Genomic DNA, 21793 nt, shown 5'->3' on the forward strand with positions numbered 1-21793 from the left:
TCGGTGGGCGCCTCGCCGAGCCGCTAGATCTGATCTAGCGGGGGCGTTGTGTGATCTCGCGCCTCTGGGGTGAGGGGCGGAGGCGACGGAGGGGGATGTCGTCGTGCGGTCGTTCGGAGACGGCGGTCGCCGTCGTCACCCCGTGTGCGACCGCTGCTCCTCGGCGTCGTTGGAGCAGGCGATCGGCCGCATGGCTCGGCTGGTGGGTCTGGGGCCTGGGGCCGGGTGGTTTCTTCGCCTTGGACCGATGAGTCTTCGGGCCGCCGCGAGTCTGTTGACGCAAGGGAGAAAGAAGGACGAGATGAGCGATACGCAGGAAAGCGAACTGGCGATCGAGACCTCGGGCCTGGTCAAGACGTTCGGCGAGACGCGGGCGCTGGACGGCATCGACCTCGCCGTTCCCCGGGGCTCGGTGTACGGGTTGCTGGGGCCGAACGGGGCGGGCAAGACCACGGCCGTCCGGGTGCTGTCCACCCTGCTGCGCCCCGACGGGGGAGAGGCCCGGGTGTTCGGGCACGACGTGCGGCGCGAGGCCGACGCCGTGCGTTCCCGGGTCAGCCTGACCGGCCAGTACGCCTCGGTGGACGAGGACCTGACCGGCACCGAGAACCTGGTGCTGCTGGGCCGGCTGATCGGCTACCGGAAGAAGGAGGCGCGCGAGCGCTCGGCCCTGCTGCTGGAGGCGTTCGGGCTGACCGACGCCGCCGGACGACAGGTGAAGAACTACTCGGGCGGCATGCGCAGGCGCATCGACATCGCCGCCAGCATTCTCAACACCCCGGACCTGCTGTTCCTGGACGAGCCCACCACCGGGCTCGACCCGCGCAGCCGCAACCAGGTCTGGGACATCGTCCGGGTGGTGGTCGCGCAGGGCACCACGGTGCTGCTGACCACCCAGTACCTGGAGGAGGCCGACCGGCTCGCCGGGCGGATCGCGGTCATCGACCACGGCAAGGTCATCGCGGAGGGCACCCCCGGCGAGCTGAAGTCGTCGGTGGGCGCGGGCTCGGTGCATCTGCGGCTGCGCGACGCCGGGCAGCGCGAGGAGGCGCGGCTGCTGCTGGCCCGCACGCTCGACACCCCGGTCGAGGCGGAGGCCGACCCGGTCGCGCTGACCGCGCGCCTCGAACGCGAGAGCACCGAGCGCGGCGCCGCGGAGCAGGCGTCGCGTGCGCTGGCCGAGCTCGCCGCGGCGGGCATCACCGTGGACGACTTCTCCCTCGGCCAGCCCAGCCTGGACGAGGTGTTCCTCACCCTCACCGGCCACCCGGCCGAGAACGGTTCCGCGAACGGCGGAGAGCGGAAGCAGACGAAGGAGGTTGCGGCGTGAGCACCGCGACGACTCAGGAGGCGCCCGGCGTCTACGTCCCGTCCCCGGAGGTCATCGGCGCGGTGCTGGCGCCGGGGGCGCGGCCGCGGCGGCCGAGCGCGTGGTCGGCGTCGATGACGTTCGGCTGGCGCGCCATGCTGAAGATCAAGCACGTGCCCGAGCAGCTGTTCGACGTCACCGCCTTCCCGATCATCATGACGCTGATGTTCACCTATCTGTTCGGCGGGGCGCTGGCCGGCTCGGTCACCGAGTACCTGCAGTTCCTGCTGCCGGGCATCATGGTGATGAGCGTGGTCATGACCACGATGTACACCGGGGTGTCGGTCAACGTCGACATCGAGAAGGGTGTGTTCGACCGGTTCCGCAGCATCCCGATGTGGCGTCCCGCGCCGATGATCGGCTACCTGCTGGGCGACATGTTCCGCTACACCGCCGCGTCGCTGGTGATCCTCACGCTGGGCCTGATCCTCGGCTTCCGTCCCGGCGGCGGCCCGGCCGGGGTGATCGCGGGGATCGCGGTGCTGGTGGCCTTCTCGTTCGCCTTCTCCTGGGTCTGGACGATGTTCGGCCTGCTGATGCGCACGGAGAAGGCGGTCATGGGCGCCAGCATGATGGTGCTGTTCCCGCTGACCTTCCTCAGCAACATCCTGGTCCGCCCCGAGACCATGCCCGGCTGGCTCCAGGCGTTCGTGGACGTCAACCCGATCACCCACCTGGTCGCCGTCGTCCGCGGTCTGATGCAGGGGGACGTGGGCGACGAGCTGGTCTGGGTGACCCTGTGGGCCGCCGCCCTCATCGCGGTGTTCGGCTCCCTCACGATGTGGCTCTACAACCGCAAGTGACCCCGCGCCCAAGGCCGGGTTCACAGGGTCCAGGACGTGGGGGTCTCGGGCGAGTAGACGCAGGTCGTGCCCGTGGAGACGGCGGACCGCAGGTGCCCGGCCAGGGCGGGGTGGGCCTGGTCGAGCTTGCGGAGGGTGTCGCGGATCCGGGCGGTGACGGTCTTGCGGGCGCGCTCGGCCTCGTCGCCCAGGCGGCGGGTGCGCCCGGCCAGCCCGGCGGCGGCGCGCAGCTCCTCCAGCAGGGCGGCGCGTTCGCGGTCGTACGCGGCGGCGCGGTCGTCGTCGCCCAGCGCGACCGCGCCGCCGATCTCCTCGTCGAGCAGGCGGAGCCGCCGCTCGTAGCGGGCCTTGGCCTCGTCGTCGAGCACGGCGTCGCCGCCCATCCGCCTCGCCGCCGTCACCGCCTCGCCGCCCTCGGGGGACAGCAGCGCCACGGCGGCGATCGGCGTCCCGGGACTGCCCAGCAGCCGGTGCAGGTCGCGCAGCCCCTTGGCGTCGGGCATGTGGACGGTCCGCCCGCCGAACGTCAGCGTCCACACCGTGCCGTCGCGGCGGAAGACGCCGCCGGGCCGGGCGTCCACGGACATGGGCCGCGGCGCCGGGCCGTCCAGCGCGGCCGGCGCCCGGCGGGCGCGGTCGAGCAGGTGGGGCATCCCCAGGCGGGACGCCTCGCCGGCGACCTCGGCCAGCAGTGCCGTGGCGGCGTCGGCGTCACCGGCGCCGCCACGGGCCGCCAGCGTCTCGGCGAGGCGCAGGCGCGCCTCGGCCGACCAGGGACGCGCCAGCAGCCGGTCGGCCGACCGGTACGCCTCGGTGAACCTGGCCGCCGCGTCGTCCCAGCGCCCCTCGGCCTGGTCGAGCAGGCCGAGCCACAGGCTCATGGGCCCGCTGACCTCGCAGCCCCACAGGCACACCCCCCACAGGTCCCGGTGGGGGAGGAGGGCGGCGCGGGCGCGTTCGCACAGCCCCGGGTCGCCGGACGCGGCGGCGGTCTGGGCCAGGAACCGCAGCCACAGCGCCTCGACCTCGCGCGGGAACGAGACGCCCGTGTCGTCGACCTCGGCCAGGTACCGCCGGGCCGCCGCGATGTCGCCGCGCTGCACGGCGGCGACGCCCTCCAGCAGGTCCGCGTACGGGTGCCCGGTCTCGCGCAGCGGCGACCGCAGCGCGTCGACCTCCTCGAACCGGCCGCGCAGCAGGGCCAGCGCCCAGCTCAGGTGCAGGGCCATGAACCCGAATCCCTGGCCGGGCACGCACTCCCCGTCCCGCGTCACGGTCGCGATGAGGGACTCGGCCTCCGCGAAGCGCCCCTGCGTCGTGCAGATGATGGCCGTGTCGACCTGGGAGGCCACGCCCCACACCGTCGTGTCGTCGTCGCGGGTCAGGTCCATGAACTCGCGGTAGCGGTCGAGGTAGCGCGGGTCGCCCTGCTCCAGCAGCGCGACCCAGCCGAACGAGGTCGCGTACGCGGCGGACCCGCGGTCGCCCGTGCGCAGCGCGAGATCGGCCAGTTCCCTGGTCAGCTCCTCGCGTTCGGGCGCGGTGCCCAGACCGAGCAGGGTGTCGTGCCGCGCCCACAGCCCGAAGGCCAGCGCGTCCTCGTCACCGCCCTCGCGCGCCAGCCCGGCCAGCGCGGCGGCCAGTTCCTGCGCCATCGTCAGGAGCACGGACGGCCCGGCCACGGCCGGGCGGTCGCCGATCAGGCGGCGGTGCGCCTCCTCCAGCAGCCCGGCGCGCCGCCCGGCGCGCGCCTTCGCGTGCTCATGGCGGTGGAAGGACAGCGCCACCCGGGCCAGCAGCTCGTCGTCGTCCAGGGAGAGCGCCAGGTCGGCGGCGAGGTCGAAGGCGTCCCAGGCGGGCTGCGGGTCGGGGTCGTGGTGCAGCGCCTGCCCGAGCGCGACGGCCAGCAGGGCGCGCTCGCGCGGCCGGTCGGGCGGGACGCGCTCCAGGGCGTGGCGGAGATGGGAGGCCGCCTCGTCCAGCGACAGCCGGGACGAGGCGTGCGCGGCGGCGGCCCGCAGCAGTCGCACCGCGTGCAGCGGGTCGATGCCGTCGCCGGCGAGGCGGGCGTGCCGGGCCGCCTCGGCGGGCAGGACGTGGTCGGCCAGGGAGGGGGAGCGGTCGAGCGCCCGGACCACCTCGGCGTGCGCCTCGCGCGCCTCCTTCTCGCCGAGCGAGCCGTACAGCGTCTCCCTGACCAGGTCGTGGGCGAAGCCGAACCGTTCCTCGCCCAGCGCGACGACCAGCCGGGCGGCCACCGCCTGGTCGAGCAGCCGGTCGGCATGCGGGACGGGCATGTCCGCGGTCGCCGCCAGCACCCCGCGGTGGAACTCGCGTCCCAGCACGGCCGCGGCGGTCAGCAGCCGCACCACCGGGGGAGCCAGCAGGGACAGCCGGTGCCGGACCGCGTCGCGCACGCCCGGCGCGATCGCGGTGACGCTGCCGCCGCCGTGCCAGAGCCGGGCCGTCTGCTCCACGAAGAACGGGTTGCCGCCGGTGCGCCGGTGCACCTCCGCGACCAGATCGGGATCGGGCTCGCGTCCCACGGTGCGGTGTATCAGCCGGCCGACCTCGTCGCGCTCCAGGCCGGTCAGCGTCACCGTCGTCGCCTTGGCGGCCAGCGCCGTCAGCGCCGGGCGCAGCGGGTGGCCGCCTGCCACCTCGCCGTCTTCCAGGCAGCCGCCCTCCGGCCGGCCGTCCTCAAGCCCGCCGCCCTCCGCCCAGCCGCCCTCGACCTCGACGTCGCGGTACGTCCCGACCAGCAGCAGCCGCTCGAACCAGGTGTGCCGCGCGGCGAACTCCAGCAGCCGGACCGAGGCCGCGTCCGCCCAGTGCAGGTCGTCCAGCACCACGACCACCGGGCGCCGCTGGGACGCGGCCACCAGCGCCGTGGTCACCGCGTCGTACAGCCGGAAGCCGTCGGCGCCCTCGCCGCGCTCCTCGCCCAGCAGCGCCGCGACCTCCGAGCCCGCCACCTCCAGCAGCTCCGCCCATTCCGCCGGGCCGGCCGCACGGCGCAGCGCCCGCATCACCTGCGTCCACGGCCACAGGCCCGGGGCGGCGGCCGAGTCCCAGCAGGAGCCGCCCAGCACCATGACGCCGTGCTCACGGGCGCGCCGCGCGGCACTGGTCACCAGGGCCGTCTTGCCGATCCCGGCCTCGCCGGCGACCAGCACGAGACCGCCGTGGCTGGTGGCCGTCCGGTCGATCTCGGCGTCCAGCACCGCGGCGGGATGCTCCCGCCCGATCAGCGCCGCTGACATCGCCTGCCGTCTCCTCCGCGTCCGCGGCCCGCGCCCGGTCCCCAGGGCGTACGCCGACGCGTACGACGCTAGCGCGTGCCACCGACATGCCGTACTTCGCCGGTTCGCTCAGCCGAGCAGCCTCTGGGGGACGACCTTGGCGACCTCCTCGCGCAGCCGCGGAAGCGTCGGGGCGAACCGGTCCCCGCAGCAGTCGGTGTCGTTGAACCTCCGGTGCGGGACGATCGCCTTGCGCGGGTTGAGGTCGTACTGGACGCACAGCCACGCGCACATCCGCACCAGGGACTGCAACAGCGGGCGGGGCGGCAGGAACGCGTTATAGGTCCCCTCGCATTCGATGCCGACCGTGTAGTCGTTGGCGCCCCGGACGTGCGTGCCCACGACCATGTCCCCGGCGCGGGCGGCCGCGTAGCTGCCGTGCCGCCCTTCGAGGATGTGGCCGCCACGGCTGATGGTGAAGTGCTGGCCGGTGTCGCCCCAGCCCCGCCGGTCCATGTGGAACTTCTGGATCCCCTGCGCGAGCCGTTGCGCACGGGCGAGCGAGTAGTCCTCCACGTTCCTGGTGGAGGTGTGGTGGACGACGATGTACCGGGGAGGGCCGGACCGCACCCTCACCTTGCGCTGCGGCGCCCGCGCGCCCCATTCCGCGGTCCCCAGGATCCACGAGTTCGCGGTCCTGGTGGCCCCGTCGGCGCTCTTCTCCGGCCCGCCGGCCGGCAGGAGGTCCAGGGCGCCGGCCACGACGAACCCCGTGCCCGCCACCAGGACGGCCCCGCCCGTCAGGACCGAGCGCCGGGACAGCTCGGCATCGCCCGGACCGGAACCGCGATGCCTGCCGCCGCGCCCCTGCCCGTTCCCGCCGCGATCCCTTCCCTCCAGGTCGCTGGGGAAGAAGTCGCCGTCATCGTGGAGCGCCGGGGTCCGCGCCCCGGACGACTCAGCCAAGTGCCCACCCGGAGGCGGGATGGGCCAGGTCGTGAGCGTGCATGCGTCTCCTCGTCGCGGGCCATCAGGAGGCGGCCGGCTATCAGGACGGTAAAAGACGCGGCGCCCGATCGCCAAGCGGCCCAGGTGAGGGCGTATGCGCCCGGAACGCACCCCGGTCACGCAGCGCGGCGCCCCGGCGCCGCCGCGCCCCCGCCGACCCGCGTCCCGTCGCCCGGTGACCCGGGTCGGCGGCGCCCGGTGAGCGAGCGGCGGGCCACCGGGAAGTCGCAGTAGGTGTCCGGGTACGCCTCGGGCTCGAAGACCTTCAGCGTGTACCCCCGGCGCGGCAGCGCGCCCGGTCGCTCCGGTCCCGTTATCTCCGGTCGGTTGTCCGCTGAGCGGACAATCACGAGTAAGGTGCAGGGGAACCCCACGTGAGGAGTGGAACCCATGCCGCGGGAAGGCGCCGGACCCGACTTCATCGAGGCGCTGGCCCGTGGGCTGAAGGTCATCACCGCCTTCCAGCCGCACCGGCCGTCGATGACGCTGACCCAGGTCGCCACCGAGACCGGCCTGGCCAGGCCGACCGCGCGGCGGATCCTGCTCACGCTGGAGGAGCTCGGCTACGTGCGCTCCTCCTCCGGCGGGTTCGAGCTGACCCCCCGCGTGCTGGAGCTCGGCGTGGCCTACGTGTCCTCGAAGGGCCTGTGGGACGTCGCCCGCCCGCACATGGAACGGCTGGTCGCCAAGACCAACGAGTCCTGCTCCATCGCCCAGCTCGACGGGTCCGACATCGTGTACGTGGCCCGGGTCGCCGTGCCCAAGATTGTGGCGCTGCGGGTGCAGATCGGGACCCGCTTCCCGGCGCTCCAGACCTCGCTGGGCAAGGTGCAGCTCGCCGCGCTGCCGCCGGACGAGGTGGACCGGATCCTGGCCGAGCCGAGCCGCTCCGGCCTGGAGCCGCACGTCACGCCGACCAAGGAGGAACGCGACGCCGAGCTGCGGGAGGTGCGGGCGCGCGGCTGGGCGCTCACCGACCAGCAGCTGGCGCGCGGCATCCGCTCGGTCGCCGCGCCGCTGCGGGACGGGTCCGGCCGGGTCATCGCGGGCATCAACGTCAACACCCACGCGGCGGAGACCCCCACGGAGAAGCTGGTGGAGGAGTACCTGCCGCTGCTGCTGCACACCGCCGGCGAGATCAGCGCCGACTTCGCGCGCCTGGAGACCGTCCCGCAGGTCACGGCGTCCTGACCGGCCCCCAGGGGTTCAGGGGCGCAGGACGATCCGGCCCTCGGTGTCGCCCTTGCGCTGGCGCTCCCACGCCTCCGGGGCCTCCTCCAGCGGGACGGTCTCGTGCGCCACCGACAGCGTTCCCGCCGCGGCGCGCTCGGCGATCTGGGTGATGGCCATGGCGCGCTGCTCGCGGGACAGCTCGTTGTTGGTGTAGCCGAGGATCCGCAGCGACTTGCTCCGCAGCGTCCCCGAGTCGATCGGGGAGGTCTCGCCCGCCGAGCCGCCGAGGTTCACCAGCCTCCCGTACGGGCGCAGCGCCCTGGCCGCCGCCGCGGCGGGGACGCCGAACAGCGGGTCCAGGACCAGGTCGACCGGGCCGTCCGCCGCGTCGGTGAACCGGGCCGCCAGCTCGGCGACGTCGTCGGTGTCGAGCGGCACGACGGCGTCGGCCCCCGCCCGTTCCGCGCGTTCCCGCGCCGTCGCCGAGCGCGCCGCCGCGACCACGCGCCCCGCCCCCAGCGTCCGGGCGAGCTGGACGGCGGCCTGCCCGACGCCGCCGCCAGCGCCGAGCACCACCACCCGTTCCCCGGCGGCGAACTCGCCGCGCCAGGTCAGCGCCATGTACGCGGCGACCGCCGACAGCCCGAGCGCGGCGACCGCGACGGGGTCGGCCTCTTCGGGCAGCTCGACCAGGTCCTCTTCGGGCACCGCGACCGCCTCGGCCATGCTGCCGTCACCCGGCGCCATCCCCGCGCTCGTCGGGAACCAGACGAGCCGCCCGCCGCGCGTCCCGACGCCCTGGACGCCCGGCACGTACGGGGTCTCCGGGCGACCGAAGTACGACCGCCCGGTCGCGCACAGCAGGTCGAGCGGTGTGATGGGCGCGGCGAGCACCTCGACCAGCGCCGCGCCCGTGCCCGGCGCGGGCGCTTCGCGGTCGGCGGCCACCCGTGGCGGCAGCCCGCATGCGTGGATCTCGGCGGCTCGCATGGCTCAGGTGGCGATGTCGGGGTAGGGCAGCTTCCGGTCGGACAGCCGCCGGGCGTACTCGAGCTGGAACCCCAGCGGCTCGTCGTAGTCCCGCTCGAACATGGCGATGAACAGCGTGAGCGTCAGGAACGGGTGCGCGCCCAGGTCGAACAGCGCGGGGTAGTCGTGCGAGGCGAGCGCGGCCCGTTCGTTCTCCTCGAAGGCCAGCCACGTGCTGCGCTCGCCGCCATGGCAGTTGAGGATGCGGTTGGCGTACTCCGACTCCCACCACTCGACGGTGCCGCGCGGGTCCTCCCGGTACCGCTCGACCAGGTCGGGGTCGCGGTCGACGGTGTACAGGAACTTGTTCAGCAGGTACTTGCTCACCGTCCACCTCCGTTGGGGTACCAGGTGAAGTATGCCTCCATGGTGTGGAACAAATCGTAGGTGTCGACGTAGTCGGCCTTCCGGCCGTCGCCCGCCACGCCCATCATCAGCATGAAGTCCATGAAGCCGTGGGTGGCGTTGCCCGGCGCGTGGAGGCTGTCGAGCGTCACCTCCGACAGGCAGCCCTCGATGTCGCCCGTGGAGATCCATTCCACGGCGCGGCGGTCGAACTCGGGGTCGGGGCCGTGCGGGCCGAACTGCCGGGGGCCGCCCAGCTCCAGCGACAGATGCCCGGTCCCGATGATCGCGACCCGCTTGTCCGACGGCCAGGACTCCACCAACTGCCGGATCGTCCGGCCGAGCTCCACGAACCGCTTGGGCTGCGGCAGCGGCGGGGCGAAGATGTTGGTGTAGACCGGCACGATCGGCAGGTCGTTCTGCGGGCGCAGCGTGATGATCGGGCACGTGATCGAGTGGTCGATCCGCAGCTCGTTGGAGAAGGCGAGGTCGAACCCGGCGTCCAGGCCCTCGCGCAGGATGTACGCCGACAGGTCCTCCTGGCCCTTGCAGACCAGGCGCGGCAGCCCGAACTCGCGTTCCTCGTTGTACCAGTTGGCGTCGTACATCGGCGCCTTGCCGACCAGGAACTGCGGCATGTTGTCCAGCCACAGCTGGTGGAAGTGGTCGGAGCCGACCATCACCAGCACGTCCGGGTTCGCCCTGGTCAGGGTCTCCCGGAACGCCTCGACCTTGCGGACCCACTCGTCGGCGAACGGCGGCCGGTCCTCCCCGGTCGAGGTGCTGGCGCGGTAGTAGAACGGATGGTGCGTTGAAGCGATCACCGCGACGACTCGGGCCATCGGGCTCCCTGCCTTTCGGGGTGGGCGGGCTCAGTGGGGGGCGTCCGTGCCGTTCGCCGGGTACGGCTCGGGCGGCACGGACCGGTTGTTGAGGTCGACGGACAGGAAGATGTCGTTGCCGACCGGGCGGCGCAGCTCCTCGGCCAGCTGCCCGATCAGCCCGGCGGTGCGGGCCAGCAGCGCGAACCCGCGCAGCAGCTCCAGCGGCAGGCCCAGGTCGGCCAGCGCGGCGCCGCAGACCCCCGCGCCGTTCAGCGGCAGCGTCCTGCCGAGCACCTGGGGGTGGACGCGGCCGATCGCGGCGAACAGCGACAGGTGCGGCCCGAACAGCCCTTCCTCGGTGGCGATCCGCATCAGCCTGGGCGTGCGCGGGTCGCCGTCCTTGTGGACGTGGTGGCCGAGTCCGGGGACGAACCGGCCCTCCGCGCGGTACCGCCGGACGATCCGCAGCGCGACCGCGTCCCAGCCGGCGTCGTCCTCGGGCGTCAGGCCGTCCAGGGACTCCAGCACGTCGTGCAGGAAGCGGCCGGTGTCCTCGGTGACGCCCAGGAACCTCGACCCGCCGCCGAGCAGCCCCGCGGCCAGTGCCCCCTGCACCGAGTCGGGCGCCGACAGGTAGGTCAGCCGGGTGACGATCGCGGTCGGGGTGAAGCCGTGGTCGGCGAGCGCCGCCAGCACCGCCTCGAACACCCGCGTCTCGCCCCGGCTCGGCCTGCGCTGCGCGGCCAGCCAGAACGCCAGCTCGCCGAACCCGACCTCGCCCATGACGTCCTCGGCCAGGTCGTGGCCCAGCAGCGTGATCTTCTCCCGGGTGGACGCGCCCAGCGCGGTGGGGTACTCAGTCACGGTCGCCTTCCTCCGCCGGCTTCGACAGCCATTCACGCAGTTCCGCCCCATGCTCGTCCAGTTCCGGCGGAGGCAGGGAGTAACGCGCGGGCGTCGCCGAGAAACGGATCGGATGGCGGGTGGTGGGCACCGCGCGCTCGCCCTCGCCGACCTCGACGATCGGGTCGAGGCCGAACCGCTCGGCCATCGCGAACCCGCCGTCGATGGTGTTGATCGGGCCGCACGGCACGCCCGCCTCGACCAGCAGGTCGAACCACTCCACCGCGCCGCGCGTGCGCAGCCGCTCGACCAGGATCGGGTACAGCTCGTCCCGGTTGGCCGTCCGGTCGGCGTTGCGCGCGAACCGCGGGTCGTCGGGGACGTCCGGGATGCCGAGCACCTCGCAGAGCCGCCGGAACTGGCCGTCGTTGGCGGCGGTGACGATCAGGTCGTTGTCGGCGGTGGGCAGCGGCTCGTACGGGAACACGCTGGGGTGCGCGTTGCCCATCCGGTACGGGACGGTGCCGCCCGCGACATAGGCGGAGCTGTGGTTGACCAGCCCGGTCAGCGCGGAGGACAGGAGGTTCACCTCGACCAGCTGGCCCTCGCCGGTGGCGTCGCGGTGGCGCAGCGCCGCCAGGATCCCGATCACCGCGTGGTTGCCCGCCATCACGTCGAACACCGAGATCCCGGCCCGGTACGGCGGCCCGTCCGGGTCGCCGGTCAGGCTCATCAGCCCGGAGATGGCCTGCACCATCAGGTCGTAGCCGGGCACGTCGCGCCCGGGCCCCGAGCCGAACCCGGTGATCGAGCTGTAGACGATGCCCGGGTTGGCGGAGCGCACGGTCTCGTAGTCGAGACCGTACTTGGCCAGCCCGCCCGGCTTGAAGTTCTCGATCAGCACGTCGGCGCGGCGGGCCAGCTCGCGCGCCGCCGCGGCGTCCTCCTCCCGGCGCAGGTCCAGCGCGATCGACCGCTTGCCGCGGTTGATGCCCAGGTAGTACGTGGACACCTCGCCGCGTACCGGCGGCATCCAGGTGCGGGTGTCGTCGCCCTTGGGGCCCTCCACCTTCACCACGTCCGCGCCCATGTCGGCCAGCAGCATCGTGGCGTACGGCCCGGCCAGGATCCTGGAGAAGTCCGCCACCAGCACGCCTGACAGCGGCCCCCCGCCGCGGGGCCCGTTGTCCGTCATCCGGCTCCTTCGTTCGTCCGTTGCACGGACAATCGTCCGTAATCAGATTGTGGCACGTCAGCGGCCCGCGACGTCAACCCGATCATGACGTGCGCCGTGGCGGTGTTCGCGTCCAATTCGGTCCGCGCCGGACGGTTGACAGTTCAGCTACCGGTCGCGAGAGTGACGTTTAACCTGTTCGACCGTGTAGCGGACAGTGGTCCGCCCCTGCTCCCGGCGGTCACATCTCGAGGATCTGACGAGGAGGGTCCACGATGAGCGAGTTCGAGGCCGGCCGGCCGGTGGTCCTGCGCGGCGGGACCGTGCTGCCCATGACCGAGGGGCGCGAGGTCCTGTCCGGGGCCGATGTCCTGGTGGACGGCGAGACCGTCGCGGCCGTCGGCCCGAACCTGGAGGTCCCGGACGGCACCGTGGAGATCGACGCCACCGGCGGCATCGTGCTGCCGGGCATGATCGACACCCACCGGCACATGTGGCAGACCGCCATGCGCGGCTACGGCGCCGACTGGACCCTCACCCAGTACTTCGTCTGGTACTACCTGGAGCACGGCAAGAAGTTCCGTCCCGAGGACATCCACGCCGGCAACGTGCTCGCCGCCATCGAGGCCCTCGACGCGGGCGTCACCACGGTCGTCGACTGGTCGCACGGCCTGCAGACGCTCGACCACGCCGAGGCCGCCGTGGACGCGCTGCGCTCGGTGCCCGGACGGTACGTGCTGGCCTACGGCAACATCCAGCAGCCGCCCGCCGAGTGGAGCGGCACCAAGGAGTTCCGCGACTTCGCCGGCCGGCTCATCGGCGGCGACATGCTGGGCTTCCAGATGGCCTTCGACGTCACCGGGGACCCGTCCTTCCCCGAGAAGCCCGCCTTCGAGGTCGCCCGCGACCTGGGCGTCCCGGTCACCACCCACGCGGGCGTGTGGGGCGCCACCAGCGACGACAGCATCGCGCTGATGTTCGACAACGGGTTCATGACCCCCGAGACGATCTACGTGCACGCGGCCTCGCTGTCGATCGACAGCTACCACAAGATCGCCGCCACCGGCGGGTCCATCTCGGTGTCCACCGAGAGCGAGCAGAGCGCCGGCCAGGGCTACCCGCCCACCTGGGCGATCCGCGCGCACGACATCCCGGTGTCGCTGTCGATGGACACCAGCGTGTGGTGGAGCGGCGACCTGTTCTCCGCGATGCGCACCACGCTGGGCGCCGACCGCTCCCGCGAGCACATGGAGGCGCACTCCAAGAAGGACACCGTCACCCACAGCAGCCTGCGCGCCGAGCACGTCGTCGACTGGGCCACCCGCGGCGGCGCGCGCACCCTGGGACGGGACGACCTGGGCAGCCTGGAGCCCGGCAAGAAGGCCGACCTGGTCCTGATCAAGAACGACGCCTCGCCGGTGTCGTTCCCGCTCCTCAACCCCTACGGCCACGTCGTGTTCCAGGCCCAGCGCGGCGACGTGCACACCGTCATCGTCAACGGCCGCGTGGTCAAGCACGACCACCGCCTGCTGGGCGTCGACCTCGGAGCCGTCCGCGCCGAGGTCGAGCGCACGGTCGAGTACCTGCGCTCCGAACTGGGCGAGGACGAGTGGAACAAGGGGATGAACCCCGACATCCCCGAGGCCAAGGTCCTGGACAACCCGTACACCTACACCGACTACCGCAGCGACGCCACGCGCGGCGGAGCCTGAGCGAGGTGTCCCCCTCGGGGGCGCCACCGTGTGGCGCCCCCGAGGGACGGGTCAGCCGGCCGCGGGGACGGTGCGCTGGGTTCCGCTTCCGCTGGCGCCGCGCCGGTGCCGGGGCTGCCTGGCACCGCCGAGCAGCAGCCCGGAGACCACCAGGACCGCCCCGACGGCCAGCAGCGCCACCGGGGCGATCGTCTCGACCAGGAGGATCTCGGTGGCCTTGCCGTTGGCGTAGTCGACCAGCTCCGCCTTGTCCTTCGGCGTGAGCCGCATCGTCATGTCGAGCAGCAGGAGCTCGCCGGGGCCGCCGTCGCGGGGCCGCATCGTCACGTGCACCTGCTGCTGCTGGTCGACGGGGATCCCGTTGCGGGCGTCGATCCAGTAGGTGACCGTGGCCTGGTGGTACCGGTCCGCCGGGACCGAGGCGGTGCCGGACCTGCCCAGCAGGCTCGCCGGCACCGAGTCCGTGGGGCTGGGCACCCTGGTGGCCGGGATGGTCTGCACGAACTTGTAGGTCTTCACGCCCTCGACGTTCTCGGTGCCGCTGTACTTCATCGTCCAGGGGCGCTTGGTCGAGGTGTCGAAGTACTGGTAGTCCTTGGGCTCGATGTCCAGGGGCCAGAACAGCCCGAGCCCCGCCATGGCGACGTTCCGGTCGTTGTCGACGTGCACGCCGCAGCAGCGGCTCAGCTGCCCCGTCCTGCGGTCGAACGCGATCCGCTGCCGGTAGAGGCTGAGGTCGACATTGTTGGCCACGTCCTGGATCACGGCGGTGGCGTCCCAGACCACGATGTCGTCCGGGGCCCGCTTGGAGGCGGCGGCGTCGCCGCGGATCGTGCTGGTGGCGGTGAGCGTGGCGCCCCTGCGGGTGGTGACGCTACCGGGGTCGAAGTAGGTCGCGTTGGCCGCCTCCAAGCGGGTGACCTTGTAGTAGTCCGGGGGCGCCGCCACCAACTGCGGTGCGATGTAGAAGCGCGTGAAACCGGCGACGGCCATAGCGAAGACGCCGAGCCCGACGAGTGCTAGACCGATGAAAGAGCGCACTGTAGCCTCCTTGGTCCCGGATGCGGCCGCGCGGGGGGATGCCGCGGTCCCGGCCCGGTTGCCGGCTATCGGCAGAGAGGCCGCCCCCTGCGGAGGCGGCCAGATTGTATCTGTTATACAAGCAACATGTGATCTCCGCCATAACCCGCGTGCCCTGTCGCACCCGTGGCCGCAGGCGGCCAGCCCCCGGGGCGGAGGGCGCGAGTCCGGGGCGGCTGCGACGGGAGAGGGCCGAATGATCGAGACAGACCTGGCCGCGGTGCTGATCCGGGCCGTGCTCGGGGTGACGATGATCGCGCACGGCTGGAACCACGCCTTCGGCGGCGGGAGGCTGCCCGGGACGGCGCGCTGGTTCGAGTCGATCGGGATCAGGCCGGGCCGCGTGCACGCCGCGGTCGCCACCGTGACCGAGCTGGGCGCGGGGGCGCTGCTCCTGCTCGGGCTGCTGAACGCGCTGGCCGCGGCGGCGGTGATCGGCACCATGGCGGTCGCGCTGGTGGCCAACCACCTGCGCAACGGCTTCTTCATCTTCCGGCCCGGCGAGGGCTACGAGTACGTTCTGATGATCATCGTGGTGTCGGCCGCGCTGGCCGCGCTCGGGCCGGGCCGGATCTCCCTGGACGAGCTGGCCGGGGTGGAGCTCGACGGGGCCTGGGGCCTGCTGACCGCGGTGGTGCTGGGCGGCGGGGGAGCGGCGCTGCTGCTGGCCGCGTGCTGGCGTCCCGGGAGCGTCAAGGCGGGCGGCGCCGGGGAGGGCGAGGCCACCGGAGAGGCCACCGAACAGGCGTGACCGGAGGGTGACAGGCGGGTTACCGGATCCGGTCTTTCCGCAGGTTGGAAAGGTCGCCGGGGGTGATCCTGATATCTTATCTAGCGAGTTCCGCAGCACTCGGTGCCCGTGTGAGCTGAGGAAGTGACAGCGATCTCGCAACGTGAGCGATCCGCCCGGCCCGGCTCCCTGCCCGGCGCTCCGCAGAACGTGCCGCTCCCGGGTGAGAACCTTTCCAGGATGAGCAGTGGCGAGCAGGTGCGCCTCTACGTCCGCAGGCTGGTCTTCGACGGCGTGCTCCGGCAGGGGCAGCGGGTGCCGCAGGACGCGGTGGCCGAGGCGCTGGGCGTCTCCAGGATCCCGGTCAGGGAGGCGCTGATCGCGCTGGAGCGGGAGGGCTGGGTCACGATCGTCCCGCATCGCGGCGCCTTCGTGAACGCCCTCGACGAGCTGTCGGTCCGCGACCAGTACGAGCTGTACGGCATGTTCTACGGCTTCGGCGTGCGGCGTGCCGTGGAGCGGCGGGGCGCGGCGGTGGCGGAGCGGCTCGCGCCGATCCAGAAGCGGCTGTCCACCGAGCGGGACCCGGCCGAGCTGCACCGGCTCACCCTGGAGTTCCACAAGACGGTCATCGACGCGGCCGGCTCGCCCCGGCTGGGGTCCCTGCTGCGGCAGATGAGCGACATCGTGCCCGGCAACTTCTTCGAGATGGTGCCCGGCGCCGCCGAGGTGGCGCGGGAGGGCACCGCCGCCATCGTGACCGCGATCCAGCGCGACTACGGCGAACTGGCCGAGAAGGAGTACGCCACCATGATGCGCCGGCTGGGCGACCTGGTGGTGGAGCGGTTCCGCGAGCGCGGCATGTTCGACCCCATCCCCGAGGAGCGGCCGTCCTGAGGGCCGGGAGCGGGCCGGTCAGAGCGGGGCGCCGCTCCACGCGTCGTCCAGCAGCGCCCGGATCTCGGCGCGCCCGGCCGGCCGAAGGTTGGCATACGGCGTCTCGGCCACCTGCGCGGCGACGGCGTCGAGGTCGTCCGGGACGAGGCCGAGGTCGCCCAGCGACCGCGGGCCTCCGGCGAGCAGCCCGATCTCCCGCAGCGCCCCCGCGGGCCCCGCGGTGCCCAGCGCGGCGCCGAGGGACCGCACCGCCTCCGGCGCCGCGGCGGCGTTGAACGCCAGCACGTACGGCAGCATGATCGAGTGCGTGTCCGCGTGCGGCAGTCCGAACGTGCCGCCGAGCGCGTGGCACAGCCGGTGGTGCAGGCCCATCGTCGTCGCGCCGAGGCAGGAGCCGCCGAGCCACGCGGCGTACAGGGCGTCCGAGCGCGCCTCCGGATCGGACGGCCGGGCGGCCACGCGCGGCAGCGCCCCGGCCATCGCCCGGACGCACTCGGTGGCCATCAGCTCGACGATCGGGCTGGTGTCGGGCGCGTACAGGGCCTCCACCGCGTGCGCCATCGCGTTCATGCCGCTGGTCACCGACAGCGGCACCGGCAGGCCGGAGGTGAGGTCCGGGTCGTAGACGACCGCGCGCGGCAGGACGCGGGGGTCACGGCCGGTGCGCTTGCGCCCGTCCTCGGTCAGCCCCCAGACGGGTGTCATCTCCGAGCCCGCGTACGTGGTGGGCACCGCGACGATCGGCAGGCCCGTCTCCAGCGCGATCGCCTTGGCCAGGCCGATGGTGGACCCGCCGCCGACCGCCACGCACCCGTCCGCGCCGCGTTCGCGCGCCACCGCCACCGCGGCACGCGCGAGGTCCACGGGGACGTGCTGCGCCGCCTCGGCGTGCAGGCCCGCCGAACGGCCGCCCAGCGCACGGGAGACCTCGCCCGCCACGTCCTTGTGGCCGGGCGTGCTCAGCACCAGGACGCGGCGCAGCCCGAGCGCGTCCAGTTCGGCGGCCACCTCGCGGGACCGCCCCGGCCCGAACGCCACCCTCACCGGCAGCGCCTGGTAGGCGAACTCCCGCGTCATGCGGGCTCCGGCGCGGGACGGAGGACGAAGTCGGCCTCGGCGCTCCAGTACGGGGACGGCAACCCCACGCCGGCGGCCGAGGACGGGTCGTCCACCCGCGCGAACTCGGTGATGAGGCTGGAGTTCACCGCGAACACCGCGTCGGAGTCGATGTACTCGCTGTCGGCGACGAACAGGTGCGTGGTCAGCGGGACGAACCCCGGCGCCTCCAGGATGAAGTGGATGTGCGCCGGACGGTAGGGATGGCGGCCGGACGCCTTGAGCAGCCGTCCCACCGGCCCGTCGGTCGGGATGGGGTAGTGCGACGGGACGACGGAGCGGAACCAGAACCGGCCTTCGGCGTCCGCGGTGAACAGCCCGCGCCCCGTGCCGTTGGGCACCTCGGGAAGCTGGACGTCGTAGTAGCCGTTCTCGTCGCACTGCCACACGTCCACCTTGGCCCCGGCGACGGGCGTGCCGTCCGGCCCCAGCACGCGGCCCCTCACCACGCAGGGACGCTTGCCCCCGGCCGGGAAGATCTGGTCGCCGTGCTCGCGTTCGGGTGACGCGATCACGTGGAAGGGGCCCAGCACGGTCGAGGGCGTCGCGTCCCACTCCCTGCGGTGGGCGGGCGCCGCGCTCTTCCGCGCCTCGATCGTCTCGACGAGCATCGAGACGCCCAGCACGTCCGACAGCAGGATGAACTCCTGCCGCTGGTCGTCGCTCATGTGCCCCACGGCCGTGAGGAAGCCGATCGCGGCCTCCCACTCCTCGATCGTCGGCTCCACGTCCCGCACGAAGCCGTGCAGGTGCTCCACCAGCGACCCCAGGACGCGGCGCAGCCGCGGATCGGCGGTGCCCGCGAAGCTCTGCGCCACCGCCTCGGTCGCGGTCCCTTCGATGAAGTCCATGTGCCCTCCTGCCCCTCCTCATCCTGATCCAGGACGCGGCGCGTGGCCAGCGGGGGCGGCCCTCCCGATCAGAGGAGGTAGCGCAACCACAGGTACGGCGTGGTGAGCGCGATCGTGATGACCGTGACCACCAGGCCGTAGCGGGTGAACGTCCAGAAGCCGATGGGGGTGCCGTTGCGCGCGGCGATGCCCAGGACGACCACGTTGGCCGAGGCGCCGATCGCGGTGGCGTTGCCGCCCAGGTCGGCGCCGAACGCCAGCGCCCACCAGAGCACCGTGGGGTCGCCCCCCGAGGAGCCCGCGGAGTGGACGAGGTCGGCCACGATGGGGCTCATCGTGGCGACGTAGGGGATGTTGTCCACGATCGCCGACAGACCCGCGGAGCCCCACAGCAGCAGCATGGCGGCCAGGTCCAGACGCCCCTCGGTGGCCCGCGCGGCGGCCTGCGAGACCTCGCCGATGACGCCGGTCGCCACCAGCCCGCCGACCATCACGAACAGTCCCGCGAAGAACACCAGCGTGGGCCACTCCACCTCGGCCAGGGCCTGCTCGGTGGTCACCTTGGTCGCCGCGATCAGCAGCCCCGCGCCCAGCAGCGCGACGACCGACGGCTCGTAGTGCAGCACGGGGTGCAGCACGAACGCCGCCACCACGAGGGCGAGCACGGCCAGTCCCTGGATCAGCAGCCTCCGGTCGGTGATGGCCTCCCGCTCCTCCAGCGCCATCACCTCCGCCACCCTGGCCTCGTCGTACCGGAAGGCGCCGCGGAACATCCACCGGCACAGCAGGCAGAACACGGCCATCAGCAGAATGATCAGCGGGGCCATGTGCACCAGGAAGTCGTTGAACGACAGGCCGGCGCGGCTGGCGATGATGATGTTGGGCGGGTCGCCGACCAGGGTCGCGGCCCCGCCGATGTTGGACGCCAGCACCTCGGCGATCAGGTACGGCACCACGTCCAGTGCCAGGCGCTCGCAGACCAGGAACGTGACCGGCGCGACCAGCAGCACCGTGGTGACGTTGTCCAGCAGCGCCGAGGCCACCGCCGTGATCAGCACCAGCATCACCATGAGCCGGTACGGGCGGCCGCGGGCGCGCTTGGCCGCCCAGATCGCCAGGTACTCGAACACGCCGGTCCGCCGCAGCACCGAGACGATCACCATCATGCCCAGCAGCAGGAAGACGACGTTCCAGTCGACCCCGGTCTCCTCGGAGAAGAACGCCTTCTCCGCGTCGGTGACGTGCAGGAGCAGCATCAGCGCCGCGCCGCCGAGCGCCACCTTCGTCCGGTCGATCCGCTCGGTGGCGATCAGGACATAGGCGGCCACGAAGATCACGATGGCGGCGACGGCACCCACGAGGCGGCCTCCCGGTCGGTTCGAACGATCACGACATCGCCGACCAGGCTTCCCGGCACACCGGGGCTCACCCTAGCGGTCTCCGGCGGCCTCCCGGCACACCGGGGTTCGGCCTGGCGATCTTCAGGCCCCGTCTCACCTGGCGCGACACGGGTGTTAGGCCCGCCGCCTATCGGGCAGGGGCCGAAAGAGCCTGGATTGAGAGCAAGGGGGGACGACCCACATGCAGCACGACGACTTCATCGGACAGGTCCAGAACCGCGCCCGCCTCCCCAGCCGGGGCGACGCCGAGAGGGCGTGCCGCGCCACGCTGGAGACGCTCGGGGAGCGCATCCCCGAGGGGCTCGCCGACAACCTCGCCGCGCAGCTCCCGGTCGAGATCGGGGAGCACCTGCGGCGCACCGAGATCTACGGGGGCCGCGGCAGCGGCGAGCGGTTCGACCGGCACGACTTCATCGAGCGGGTCTCGTCCCGCTCGGGCGCCGACGAGCCCAAGGCCGCCTTCCTGGCCCGCGCCGTCCTGGAGGTCACCGACGAGGCGACCGAGGGCGGGATCATGGACAAGATCTACAGCAGCCTGTCGCCCGACATCAGGCAGCTGGTGGCGGCCGGGTCCACCGACTGACCGGCCGCCGTACGGCGCCCTCCCGGTCGGCCGGCGACACGCCGCGCCGGCCAGGGCGGGCGTGCCCGGACCCGCTGATCGTTAAACGCCGGAAATGCCGGGCATACGGTCCATTCCGGAACAGACTCGGAGGGGGACGTCATGGACGCGGTCGCGCACGACCTCCGCCGCCCCCGCACGCGGACGCTGGAGCGGAGCCCCTGATGACCATGACCGATCCGGGCACGGAGCGCCGCAGGATCCGATTCGAGCGCGAGGCCGTGCCCTACCTGGACCAGATGTACGCCGCCGCGCTGCGGATGACCCGCAGGCCCGCGGACGCCGAGGATCTCGTCCAGGACACCTACGCCAGGGCGTTCGACTCCTTCGACAGGTTCGAGGAGGGCACCAACATCAGGGCCTGGCTGTACCGGATCCTGACGAACACCTTCATCAACGAGTACCGCAAGCGGCAGCGGCGTCCCACCCAGGCGGCCACCGACGCCGTCGAGGACTGGCAGCTCGCCGAGGCCGCCTCGCACACCCCCGGAGGGCTGAAGTCCGCCGAGACCGCCGCCCTGGAGCGCCTGCCCGACACCCAGGTCAAGCGGGCGCTGGCGGACCTGCCGGAGGACTTCCGGCTCGCGGTCTACCTCGCCGACGTGGAGGGCTTCGCCTACAAGGAGATCGCCGACATCATGGGCGTCCCGATCGGGACGGTGATGTCGCGGCTGCACCGCGGCCGCCGCCGGCTCCGTGAGGAGCTGGAGGAGTACGCCCGCGAGCAGGGCATCTCCACCGCCTCCGCCGGGCGGTCCTGACGCCACCGGCGCGCGTGGATTTTGAAGAATTTTTCAATTGGCTAAGATTGCAACGTGCTCAGCATGAAGCCGGGCGGCGCTTAGGGCTGCCCTAGAACGAGGAGGTCTGTCCATGGGGCGCGGGCGAGCGAAGGCCAAGCAGACAAAGGTGGCGCGCAAGCTGAAGTACGCGGGCGGGCACACCGACCTGGACAGGCTGCGCCGGGAGCTCGGGGTCGACTCCACTCCCGGTGACCCGGTGGAGGACGTCTCGCGGGACGACGAGGGCGAGGACCGGTACGGGGACGAGCGGTACGAGGCCGAGTACGTCCCGGCGGACCGCGCCGGCCGCGACCGCGACGAGGAATCCGGCGCGTGAACGGGCGCGCCGCTCCGCCGCCGCGATCGCCGCGCCGGCCCCGTCCCGGGCACGGACGACGGAGCGGGGGCTGAGCGTGCCGGTTCCCCTGCATCAGGCGAAGGCCGAGCTGTTCAAGACGCTCGGCCATCCGGTGCGCGTGCGGGTCCTCGAGCTGCTGCGCGAGGGGCCCAGGCCGGTCCGCGACCTGCTGGCCGCGATCGAGGTGGAGCCGTCCAACCTGTCCCAGCAGCTCGCGGTGCTGCGGCGGGCCGGGCTGGTGGAGGCCAGGCGCGAGGGCGCGACGGTCACCTACGCCCTGGCCGGCGGGGACGTGTCGGAGCTGATGGGGGCGGCCCGGAGGATCCTGACCGAGCTGCTGGCCGACCAGGGGCTGCTGCTGGCCCAGCTCCGGGCCGAGCCGCTGGAACGGCGGCCCGCCGAGAAATCATTGAATATTTCACACAATATGTGAAC

At 72.8% G+C, this 21793-nt stretch carries 22 protein-coding genes; 10 read left to right on the plus strand and 12 right to left on the minus strand.

Annotated features, from left to right (window positions below; genetic code table 11):
* Nucleotides 1–301: 301 nt before the first annotated feature.
* Together ACGWYJ_RS23735 and ACGWYJ_RS23740 are read left to right on the plus strand one after the other, a co-directional pair.
* Nucleotides 302–1330: an ATP-binding cassette domain-containing protein gene (locus ACGWYJ_RS23735; protein ID WP_395108497.1), complete on the plus strand. Its 1029-nt coding sequence runs from the start codon at nt 302–304 to the stop codon at nt 1328–1330.
* The gene (locus tag ACGWYJ_RS23740; RefSeq protein ID WP_395108499.1) at nt 1327–2172 is read left to right on the plus strand and encodes an ABC transporter permease; all 846 of its coding nucleotides are present in this window, start codon (nt 1327–1329) and stop codon (nt 2170–2172) included. The genes ACGWYJ_RS23735 and ACGWYJ_RS23740 overlap by 4 nt, the downstream gene beginning before the upstream one ends.
* 20 nt (nt 2173–2192) lie before the next feature.
* Here the strand turns inward: ACGWYJ_RS23740 and ACGWYJ_RS23745 are convergent, their stop codons facing one another.
* From ACGWYJ_RS23745 to ACGWYJ_RS23755, 3 genes are all read right to left on the minus strand, one after another.
* Nucleotides 2193–5435, minus strand: coding sequence for an ATP-binding protein (locus tag ACGWYJ_RS23745; RefSeq protein ID WP_395108500.1), 3243 nt, complete (start codon nt 5433–5435; stop codon nt 2193–2195).
* A 108-nt stretch (nt 5436–5543) separates the two neighbouring features.
* Entirely contained in the window at nt 5544–6380 is an 837-nt protein-coding gene (locus ACGWYJ_RS23750; RefSeq protein WP_395108501.1) for a peptidoglycan recognition family protein, read from the minus strand.
* Between the two features lie 158 nt (nt 6381–6538).
* Complete coding sequence (locus ACGWYJ_RS23755; protein WP_395108502.1) at nt 6539–6772, minus strand: hypothetical protein; 234 nt, start codon at nt 6770–6772, stop codon at nt 6539–6541.
* A gap of 40 nt (nt 6773–6812) precedes the next feature.
* On the opposite strand from ACGWYJ_RS23755, the gene ACGWYJ_RS23760 reads away from it, so the two are divergent.
* Nucleotides 6813–7613, plus strand: coding sequence for an IclR family transcriptional regulator C-terminal domain-containing protein (locus ACGWYJ_RS23760; protein ID WP_395108503.1), 801 nt, complete (start codon nt 6813–6815; stop codon nt 7611–7613).
* Nucleotides 7614–7628: 15 nt separating this feature from the next.
* Here the strand turns inward: ACGWYJ_RS23760 and ACGWYJ_RS23765 are convergent, their stop codons facing one another.
* From ACGWYJ_RS23765 to ACGWYJ_RS23785, 5 genes are read right to left on the minus strand one after another with little or no spacing between them, the layout of a single operon-like run.
* Nucleotides 7629–8585, minus strand: coding sequence for a zinc-binding alcohol dehydrogenase family protein (locus tag ACGWYJ_RS23765; RefSeq protein ID WP_395108505.1), 957 nt, complete (start codon nt 8583–8585; stop codon nt 7629–7631).
* Between the two features lie 3 nt (nt 8586–8588).
* Entirely contained in the window at nt 8589–8951 is a 363-nt protein-coding gene (locus tag ACGWYJ_RS23770) for a hypothetical protein (RefSeq protein ID WP_395108507.1), read from the minus strand.
* Nucleotides 8948–9811, minus strand: a complete 864-nt coding sequence (locus ACGWYJ_RS23775; protein ID WP_395108508.1) for an extradiol ring-cleavage dioxygenase — start codon at nt 9809–9811, stop codon at nt 8948–8950. Before ACGWYJ_RS23775 ends, ACGWYJ_RS23770 begins: the two co-directional genes overlap by 4 nt.
* A gap of 30 nt (nt 9812–9841) precedes the next feature.
* Complete coding sequence (locus ACGWYJ_RS23780; RefSeq protein WP_395108510.1) at nt 9842–10657, minus strand: citryl-CoA lyase; 816 nt, start codon at nt 10655–10657, stop codon at nt 9842–9844.
* Nucleotides 10650–11831 carry a CaiB/BaiF CoA transferase family protein gene (locus tag ACGWYJ_RS23785; protein WP_395108512.1) on the minus strand — a complete coding sequence of 394 codons (1182 nt, stop codon included), beginning with the start codon at nt 11829–11831 and terminating at the stop codon, nt 10650–10652. Before ACGWYJ_RS23785 ends, ACGWYJ_RS23780 begins: the two co-directional genes overlap by 8 nt.
* A gap of 254 nt (nt 11832–12085) precedes the next feature.
* On the opposite strand from ACGWYJ_RS23785, the gene ACGWYJ_RS23790 reads away from it, so the two are divergent.
* Nucleotides 12086–13522, plus strand: coding sequence for an amidohydrolase family protein (locus ACGWYJ_RS23790; protein ID WP_395108514.1), 1437 nt, complete (start codon nt 12086–12088; stop codon nt 13520–13522).
* Nucleotides 13523–13573: 51 nt separating this feature from the next.
* On the opposite strand, the gene ACGWYJ_RS23795 is transcribed toward ACGWYJ_RS23790, so the two are convergent.
* On the minus strand, nt 13574–14563 hold the full coding sequence (locus ACGWYJ_RS23795) for a DUF3068 domain-containing protein (RefSeq protein ID WP_395108515.1): 990 nt from the start codon (nt 14561–14563) through the stop codon (nt 13574–13576).
* 235 nt (nt 14564–14798) lie between these two features.
* Between ACGWYJ_RS23795 and ACGWYJ_RS23800 the strand changes: the two genes are divergently transcribed.
* Both ACGWYJ_RS23800 and ACGWYJ_RS23805 read left to right on the plus strand, forming a co-directional pair.
* Nucleotides 14799–15353, plus strand: a complete 555-nt coding sequence (locus ACGWYJ_RS23800) for a DoxX family protein (RefSeq protein ID WP_395108517.1) — start codon at nt 14799–14801, stop codon at nt 15351–15353.
* A gap of 219 nt (nt 15354–15572) precedes the next feature.
* Nucleotides 15573–16229, plus strand: a complete 657-nt coding sequence (locus tag ACGWYJ_RS23805; protein WP_395108518.1) for a GntR family transcriptional regulator — start codon at nt 15573–15575, stop codon at nt 16227–16229.
* Between the two features lie 18 nt (nt 16230–16247).
* Here ACGWYJ_RS23805 and ACGWYJ_RS23810 read toward each other — a convergent pair whose 3' ends face one another.
* The 3 genes from ACGWYJ_RS23810 to ACGWYJ_RS23820 form a co-directional block, all read right to left on the minus strand.
* Entirely contained in the window at nt 16248–17306 is a 1059-nt protein-coding gene (locus tag ACGWYJ_RS23810; protein WP_395108519.1) for a maleylacetate reductase, read from the minus strand.
* Complete coding sequence (locus tag ACGWYJ_RS23815) at nt 17303–18196, minus strand: dioxygenase (protein ID WP_395108520.1); 894 nt, start codon at nt 18194–18196, stop codon at nt 17303–17305. The genes ACGWYJ_RS23810 and ACGWYJ_RS23815 overlap by 4 nt, the downstream gene beginning before the upstream one ends.
* Nucleotides 18197–18264: 68 nt before the next feature.
* Entirely contained in the window at nt 18265–19554 is a 1290-nt protein-coding gene (locus ACGWYJ_RS23820) for an ArsB/NhaD family transporter (protein WP_395108521.1), read from the minus strand.
* A gap of 223 nt (nt 19555–19777) precedes the next feature.
* Between ACGWYJ_RS23820 and ACGWYJ_RS23825 the strand changes: the two genes are divergently transcribed.
* The 4 genes from ACGWYJ_RS23825 to ACGWYJ_RS23840 all read left to right on the plus strand — a co-directional run bounded on the left by ACGWYJ_RS23825 (nt 19778) and on the right by ACGWYJ_RS23840 (nt 21791).
* Nucleotides 19778–20179, plus strand: coding sequence for a DUF2267 domain-containing protein (locus tag ACGWYJ_RS23825; protein WP_395108522.1), 402 nt, complete (start codon nt 19778–19780; stop codon nt 20177–20179).
* Between the two features lie 203 nt (nt 20180–20382).
* Complete coding sequence (locus tag ACGWYJ_RS23830) at nt 20383–20979, plus strand: sigma-70 family RNA polymerase sigma factor (RefSeq protein ID WP_285693506.1); 597 nt, start codon at nt 20383–20385, stop codon at nt 20977–20979.
* 112 nt (nt 20980–21091) lie between these two features.
* Entirely contained in the window at nt 21092–21337 is a 246-nt protein-coding gene (locus ACGWYJ_RS23835; protein WP_395108524.1) for a DUF3073 family protein, read from the plus strand.
* Between the two features lie 76 nt (nt 21338–21413).
* Entirely contained in the window at nt 21414–21791 is a 378-nt protein-coding gene (locus tag ACGWYJ_RS23840) for an ArsR/SmtB family transcription factor (RefSeq protein WP_395108525.1), read from the plus strand.
* Nucleotides 21792–21793 lie beyond the last annotated feature (2 nt).

Origin of the sequence: Actinomadura sp. SCN-SB (genome assembly GCF_043906805.1) — a bacterium.
Taxonomy (GTDB): Bacteria; Actinomycetota; Actinomycetes; order Streptosporangiales; family Streptosporangiaceae; genus Spirillospora.